Source organism: Gabonibacter massiliensis, from assembly GCA_001487125.1.
GTDB lineage: Bacteria > Bacteroidota > Bacteroidia > Bacteroidales > Marinifilaceae > Gabonibacter > Gabonibacter massiliensis.
Window position 1 is genome coordinate 105,288 of the sequence record LN913010.1, and the last position, 8,000, is coordinate 113,287.

General features: G+C 39.9%; 6 protein-coding genes. All 6 read right to left on the reverse strand.

All coding sequences use genetic code 11. The annotated features are described in order from the left end of the window. Positions 1–14: 14 nt before the first annotated feature. Entirely contained in the window at positions 15–2,315 is a 2,301-nt protein-coding gene (locus tag BN3283_RS00860) for a Gldg family protein (RefSeq protein WP_059025349.1), read from the reverse strand. Positions 2,316–2,335: 20 nt separating this feature from the next. Beyond that, positions 2,336–3,262, reverse strand: coding sequence for an ABC transporter ATP-binding protein (locus BN3283_RS00865; protein ID WP_059025350.1), 927 nt, complete (start codon positions 3,260–3,262; stop codon positions 2,336–2,338). A 200-nt stretch (positions 3,263–3,462) separates the two neighbouring features. After that, positions 3,463–4,017: an RNA polymerase sigma factor gene (locus BN3283_RS00870; RefSeq protein WP_059025351.1), complete on the reverse strand. Its 555-nt coding sequence runs from the start codon at positions 4,015–4,017 to the stop codon at positions 3,463–3,465. Between the two features lie 523 nt (positions 4,018–4,540). Beyond that, positions 4,541–6,040, reverse strand: coding sequence for a histidine ammonia-lyase (gene hutH, locus BN3283_RS00875; RefSeq protein ID WP_041504878.1), 1,500 nt, complete (start codon positions 6,038–6,040; stop codon positions 4,541–4,543). A 169-nt stretch (positions 6,041–6,209) separates the two neighbouring features. Then, entirely contained in the window at positions 6,210–7,571 is a 1,362-nt protein-coding gene (gene hisS, locus BN3283_RS00880; protein ID WP_041501950.1) for a histidine--tRNA ligase, read from the reverse strand. A gap of 200 nt (positions 7,572–7,771) precedes the next feature. Then, a partial coding sequence (locus BN3283_RS14585; RefSeq protein ID WP_286137426.1) for a hypothetical protein occupies positions 7,772–8,000 on the reverse strand: 229 nt, incomplete at its 5' end.

Here is an 8,000-nt window from a genome sequence, read left to right on the forward strand (position 1 = left end):
GGATAGGATTCGCGTTATTTTCTTTTTCTTCTAATCCAAGTCATGATGCTTAATAGGAATAAACAACCCGGTATAACACCCATGGCTGCTGTTTTAATCCAGGTTGAAGCTTGAATGGACAACTTTATTTTTTTATCCGGGAGATTCGGACGATCCGTAGCGATGGGATACTCATCGTAAGAAAGCCATTTGAATGTACCTGTTACGAATTGGTGATTGGCTATATAAATTCCATTCCGTCGTTTACCCAGTTCTCCGTTGCTGATGCAGTCCGCATCGCCGACAATCATAATTCTTTGTTCTTTATCGTGGAGTTTACGACTTAAAGCGAGAACGACGGAATTGGCCTGTTCCACTTCCCCGGCTTGGGTATTGACCGTGAGTACGGCATCCTGAAAGTTGGTCGTTTCTAATTCGTTCCAACTTTTTTGTTGCGGACTCCGGGCGACGGGACATACATCGAACCCTTTGTTCGTCACGTAGTTTAAGCCGCAGGCAGAAGGAAAAGCAAAAGAATAACCGTGGTAGCGGGTCAGTCTGAATGAAGGAAATCGTTCTGCCGCTTCATCCGTAATTTCTCCGATGATTAAGGTAGGAGAAAAATCCTCTTTGTTGTCCTGTACAAGGATTCCCGGCATGAGTTGAACTCCGAAATTAGCTAAGATGGGATTCATGAATTCCTGACGTTGGGGTTCTCCCAAGATAAACAGGTTACCCCCTTTATCAATATAGCGTTTCAAACGCTCTTGCTCTAACGGGTCCAGGGGCGTTTTCATGTCGGCAATAATCAGTATGTCGATGTCTTGAGGAACTTCCTCCTCTTTAAGAGAAAGGGTTGTTACATCGAATCCTTGATTGATCAATGAATGTCTGAAATAAACATCGGTGGCAAAACGTTTGTAATAACGATCTCCGCCACTCGTGATGTTCCGTTCTTCGTGTCCGATGAGGAAGGCCAACCGGGGACTTTTTACTAAAAAGCGTTTTAAAGCTGCTGTAATCTCGGTTTCGGAAGGATGCTTCTCCATATCATCGTAAACTCGTAGTACTGCTTTTTGGCCGTTATCTCTTTCTATAAGACGAACGAAACGATTTTCTTCCGGGCTTAAATCGATTATTTTTTTTATCTCTTCGGGTGACAGGAACATGTTGAAGTTTAGTTTATCCACTTTACAAAGTTTTTCTGCTTTTTCCTTGTCGCTTAATCCGGGATAGCGACTTTCAAGAGATTCATCTTTGGCATGATCGTAATAGTAAACATACTTCATTTTAATCTCTGGCTTAAAACGAATGTATTTCTCGAACCTTTTGAAGTCGTCTTTTCTGTTCCGTGGTAGTCCTGTGTAACGGTTCTCTTCCAATAAATTGACATAGGTGGTAATTGTAAGTCCTCCTTCTATTTTTTTTACAATCTCTTGGCTGTTAGGAGTTAATGTATTGCTTTTTGTTGCTGTTACATCGTAATAGTATTTTGCATGGGGAAGAGTACTCAAATAACCGATAAATAGTGCGGAAATAATAACTGCACTGTATTGAAATATGGTTTTCGGTAAGCTTCGTTTTTTTCGTTCGGCTTGTAGCTTTATAACGGAGAGTGCGAGGAAAAGGAAAATAACGACAACAAAATAGATGACGTCTTCACTGCAGATCATACCTTCTAAAAACTCGTAAACTCTTCCCGAAATGGAGAGCCAATAGGTGATATCCCTAATGAAGTCAACGCCTTGTCCCATTTCTCCTACAAAATTCAAAAAACCGAGAACAGCAAGAGTACCCATGGCAGCGACAACCTGATAAGAGGTTAAAGTGGACATGAAAAGTCCGATGGCAGAATAAGCGCAGATCAATAAATATAAACCGAATACGGATGACAACGTCAAGGGAATATCCATATGGTCGATGGTGCATGCTCCGAATAGGATGTAAAGTAACCAAATGCAGATGAGAATAAAACCGTATGCCATCATGGAAAGATATTTACCCAAAATAATCTGTAAATTAGTGATGGGGGAAGCATAAAGTAGCTTGATGGAACCACTGCTAAATTCTCTACTCATTAATCCCATGGTTAAAAGAGGGATGTAAAGATAAAGATTACGAACCATTTTGGTGAAAATTCCCACATACCCTACGTATACTTGATGGGTTACACCGTAAAGTGAATGCCCTAAGGATTGGTTTTGTAGCTGTTTCCCGAAAACGTCGGAAAAGATCATTCCTGTCTGAAAAGCAAAAATAATGAGTACTAACCAGGCAACAGGAGAGAAAAACAATTGTCCTAATTCGGATTTTGCAAGTCTATATATAGTATTCATAAGTTATCTAATTTTGTATTTTAAAGATTCTTCCCGGATAATTGAGCGAAAATCGTATCTAACGACTCTCGTTCTAACACGATTTCACTTAATCTCCAACCGTTGGAAACACTTAATGCTGTTATTTTTTTGGTTATGTCGGGACTGTCTTTAAAGTGAACCCTGAAGCGTGTTCTGGTTAATGATTCGACATGTACGACGCCGGGTATTTGATTTAATATGGAAAGATCGGGAGGATTTTCCAATGTCATGACGAAAGTACTGGGTGCCATGTAATTATTGAAATTTCCGATGGAACCTGAAAAAACGACGTGACCGTGTTCAATCATTTTAATCTCGTCACAAGTGGCTTGTACTTCGGGCAAAATATGAGTGGAAAGCAATACGGATCGATCTTTGGCAATTTCTTTTATCAGGTTACGAATCTCCACTATTTGATTGGGATCCAGTCCGTTGGTCGGTTCGTCCAACACAACGAAACGGGGATGATGTACAATAGCTTGTGCTATACCAACCCGTTGCTGATAGCCTCCGGATAGATTTCGGATCAATCGATTGCTGACTTGGGTGATGCGACACCTTTCCATTGCTTCATCGACAGCTTGTTTTACTTTTTCTTTCTCGACAAGTCTTAAAATGGCACAATGTCGAAGGTACTCTTCAACTGTCAGATCCGGGTGTAAAGGAGGTTTTTGCGGTAAAAAACCGATATGCTTCTTGGCTTCGACCGGATTTTCGCTTAAATTAATACCGTTGATATACACCTCTCCTTCGGTTTGATTCAGAACTCCACAAATAATATTCATAGTCGTGGATTTACCTGCCCCGTTAGAACCTAACAGACCGAGGATACCTTTTTCTTTTATTTCAAAATTGATATCCTTTATAGCCCATTGAATGCTATAACGATGAGAAAGATGTACAACTTTTACTACTGATTCTTCCATACATTCAATTTATTTTACAGATTTCCATACAATCAATCTTTTTTGCCATCGACTTGGCCGGAAAACGGGAAAATTCCGTGTTCCTTTTTAGAGAACACGACAAATATTAAAAAGGATGAATGGTAGATAATTTTTTCTTCAATAGAGATCAAAAATGGATTCTTCCATGTAAATGATAGAGTGTGAATGTATCTATTAATTTATTTTTGACTCAATAAAATCAATAAGAGGTAGAAATAGTCTTTAAGACTGTATTTTAAGTTGTGTATGGCATTGTATTTTAGTGTTTTAACACTATTGACAGATATGCCCATAATTTCAGATATCTCTTTATTTTGTTTACCTTCCAAAGTTAGTTTTATAATCTTTGCACTTTGAAGGGGTAATTTCTCTATGGCTTGTGTAAGGATTCGGTAAGTTTCTTCCTCGATAAGTCGGTTATGGAAAAGGATCTCCTGCCTTTCAACCTCGGGAGAGGTATATTCGATGGTCTCCTTTCTGTCTCTCAAGTGATTAAAACATAAATTTTTAACTGAAACATATAAAAAGGTTTTCAGGTTGGGAATACTATCGTAAGCCGTTCTTTTTTCCCATAATCGGACAAATGCCTCTTGTGCGATATCTTCTGCTGCAGCCTTATTTGCAATAAATTTCATCGCGATCCTGCACATGGACGGATAAAGTTCTTCAAATAATTTCCCGAATGCGTCTATATCACCACCTTTGATAGCTTCGTATGAAATACCTTCTGCCATATGCAAGCTAAAAATGTTCGTTTAATGATATACAACCTTATTGCCAAATGAAATTTTTAATTATTTTTAAACAAACTAATTATCAATTATTTCAAAAAAAATAGCAAATCATTTTTTTTTGTTACATTTGAACGCATTAAACGAACGTTTTATGTTATTCTTTTATACTTTTTTACTTGTTGGGAACGGTAGTTTGAACGTTTGAATGCATATGTTTTACTCATTCTGCAAGATGTAAAAAGGGAGCAAATGATGGCAAGATATTAAACGTGCGGGTGTTTACGAGCGGTATCGAACGAAATCGGACGATCCTGTCCCCGCGTGAGGTGGGGCATTGTTATGTACCTGATTGAAAGAGAATGATCATTTAATCAAGTACGTGAAAATACAGAATTTTCAATTTGGGAATTGTATTTTAAGCTTGTGCGGGCGATAGGAAGAATATCGTTTGAATTTTAAATAGAAGAATATAGGTTTGCGTGAAAACGACCAAGAGGCTTTATCCCCTCGGTCGTTATATTTATTATTTAAAATTAGCGAATTCGCCTTGATTTAAAAACTCGATGGCATTTTCAATGTCTTTGTACATCACCCGATCTTCTGCATTGAAAGGAACGATGCTACGGAATTCTGCCATGAAATCTTCCAAATAGGGAGAAGTTTTAGTGGGACGTTGCAAGTCGATGGCTTGTGCGGCATTCATAAGTTCTATGGCCAAGATCCTCTCCACGTTTTCCATCACTTTTACACTCTTCGTGGCGGCATTGCCTCCCATGCTGACATGATCTTCCTGTTCGTTGGATGAGGGAATAGAATCGACGGAACACGGGGTACACAGTTGTTTGTTTTTACTTACGATAGCTGCTGCTGCATATTGCGGGATCATAAATCCGGAGTTCAGTCCTGAATTGGCGACTAAAAATTCGGGTGTTTTACGGTCGCCGGCAATAAGCCGGTATGTTCTTCTTTCCGATATACTGCCTAATTCAGCTACGGCGATGCTTAAGAAATCCAGTACTAAGGCTAAGGGTTCTCCGTGGAAATTTCCTCCGGACAGGATCAGGTCATCTTCCAAAAAGATTGTCGGATTGTCCGTAACGGAATTGATCTCTCTTTCTACGACCGAGGCGACATAATTGATCGTATCTTTGACGGCTCCGTGAACTTGCGGTATGCAACGGAACGAATAAGGATCCTGCACGTGTGTTTTCTCTATTTGTTGGAATTCGGAACCCTCTAACAGGGAGCGTATATTACGGGCCGTCTCGATTTGTCCGGGATGAGGACGAGCCTCGTGAATTTGTGGTAAAAACGGATCGATGCGGCCATCGTAAGCCTCTAAAGAGAGAGCTCCGATAATATCGGCATATTTAGCTAATTTAAAAGCCTTTAATAAGGCGTATACAGCATGAGAACTCATGAATTGGGTTCCGTTCAATAAGGCTAAACCTTCTTTCGCTCCTAAAGCAATAGGCTCCCAACCGAATTTTTTATTGATCTCTTGCGCCGGGTAGATTTTATCTTTATAAAAGACTTCTCCTTCACCGATAATCGGCAAAAAGAGATTGGCTAACGGAGCTAAATCCCCGGAAGCACCTAACGAGCCTAATTCCCGAACGACAGGGAGCACGTCGCGATTGAACATATCGATGATTCGTTCCACTGTTTGAAGTTGTACCCCGGATTTGCCTAACGAGAGGGCGTGGGCTTTTAATAATAACATCAGGCGGATGATCTCTTTATGAATGGGAGTTCCGATGCTGCATGCATGGGACATGACCAGGTTGGCTTGCAGTTGGCTTAAGTCTTCTGTCGAGATACTTATTTTGCAAAGAGAGCCGAATCCGGTCGTGATACCGTATAAGGGTTTGTCTGATGTCGCAATTTTGTTGTCCAAATAGGCTTTACAATCGTTGATTCGTTTTTTGCTTTCTTCCGATAGGGCTAATTTATATTTTTGAGTTAAGATAGCCTCGATTGTTTCAAAGGTTAAAATATCAGGTGATATATAATGAGTTTTCATCTTGTTAACAATTAAAAATTAGAAATTATCAATATGTAAAACAGAGGATAACTATCCTCTAAACAGTAGGAAGGGGATTCTCATGGGAAACGGGTATCGAATCCGTGATTCTTTAAAGGACGCTGTTCTTTTTTATAGATTTGCATAATATAGAACTTATCGGTAGAGGTTATTTTAATTTTTCATATAGACGGTTGATTGCTACACTCTCCTGTTCTCCCGTTGCCATGTTTTTCAATGTTACCGTATGATTTGCCATCTCATTTTCTCCCACTAATGCTACATAAGGGATTCCTTTTTTGTCGGCGTAAGTCATTTGTTTTTTCATTTTTGCCGTATCCGGATAGATCTCTGCATTGATGCCCTGATCCCGTAAGTTTTTCAGAAGTGGGAGACAAAATGCTTCCTCGCGTTTTCCGAAATTGACGAACAGAATACGGGTCGTAGTGGTAGTATCTTTGGGGAATAGATCCAATTGATTCATGACGTCGAAAATACGATCGGCTCCAAAAGATATACCTACGCCGGACATGTTTTTCATGCCGAAGATACCGGTTAGGTCATCGTAGCGTCCTCCTCCCGTGATGCTTCCGATTTCCGCGTCTTTCGCTTTCACCTCAAATATAGCTCCCGTGTAATAGCTTAAACCTCTGGCGAGGGTAAGGTCTAATTTTATATCGGTTGCAATGTTCAGCTCCTTTATGTATTGAAAGACCGTAATTAATTCCTCAACGCCTTTTAGACCCGTTTCGCTTTCTTGAAGTATATGCTGTAAAGAGTTCAATTTTTCTTCGTTACTACCCTGCAAATTCAATATGGGTTGCAGTTTTTGGATGGACTCTTCGGAAATTCCTTTTTCCCGCAGTTCTGCATTTACGCTTTCTGCACCGATTTTATCCATTTTGTCAATGGCGACCGTAATGTCGGTCAGTTTGTCGGAAGCACCGATTGTTTCGGCGATTCCGGCCAAGACTTTGCGGTTATTGATCAGTAGGCGTACGTTGATTTTTAAACGACGGTATACTTCATCTACGATTTGGATAAGTTCTACCTCGTTTAATAGGGAATCACTACCGACTACATCCACGTCGCATTGATAGAATTCCCGGTAACGTCCTTTTTGAGGACGATCGGCTCTCCATACGGGTTGAATTTGATAGCGTTTGAATGGAAAGCTGATTTCGTTTTGATGCTGAACGACAAAGCGGGCAAATGGGACCGTTAAGTCGTATCTTAATCCTTTTTCACAGATTTTATTCGTAAGTCGGGGAATGTTTCTCTCTTCGATCTCGTTATTGGAGACGGAGGATAGAAAATCACCGGAGTTAAGGATTTTAAAGAGTAGCTTATCTCCTTCCTCCCCGTATTTTCCCATCAATGTCGATAGATTTTCCATAGCCGGTGTTTCCAATGGAAGGTATCCGTAAAGTTTGAATACGGATTTGATCGTATCGAATATGTAATTCCGTTTCACCATGATTTCAGGTGAATAATCTCTTGTGCCTTTGGGTATGGATGGAATTTGTGCCATGGTCGGTTTTAGATTTATGTTTTTAATATATTAGGACGGACAATGTATTGCCTTTTCGCCTAAAATTTACGTTAATCTCTCATTTTTCTGCTGCAAATATAGAAGATAAAAATGATAATTGGCAATTGAAAATTGACAATTGTAAAATGCCCTTGGTCGATGTATGGAGTATTTGACCACCTTTTATGTACCCCGTGTTTTTATTCGAAGCGATCGATTCTCGATTTTCCTCTCGCGTGAAAACGCGTTAGTTTCTTTTTTTTCAAACGATTCATCCGCAGGATGATAGCTTCCCGTTTGATTTTTTCCTGTAAAAAATGTGATAAAAAATTTGGAAAAGGGGATAAAGTTGCTTTATCTTTGCACCCGCTTTCCGGAGGGGTAGCGAGATGAAACGGGCCTGGAGGTGTAGAACGAGGGGGTTGAAAA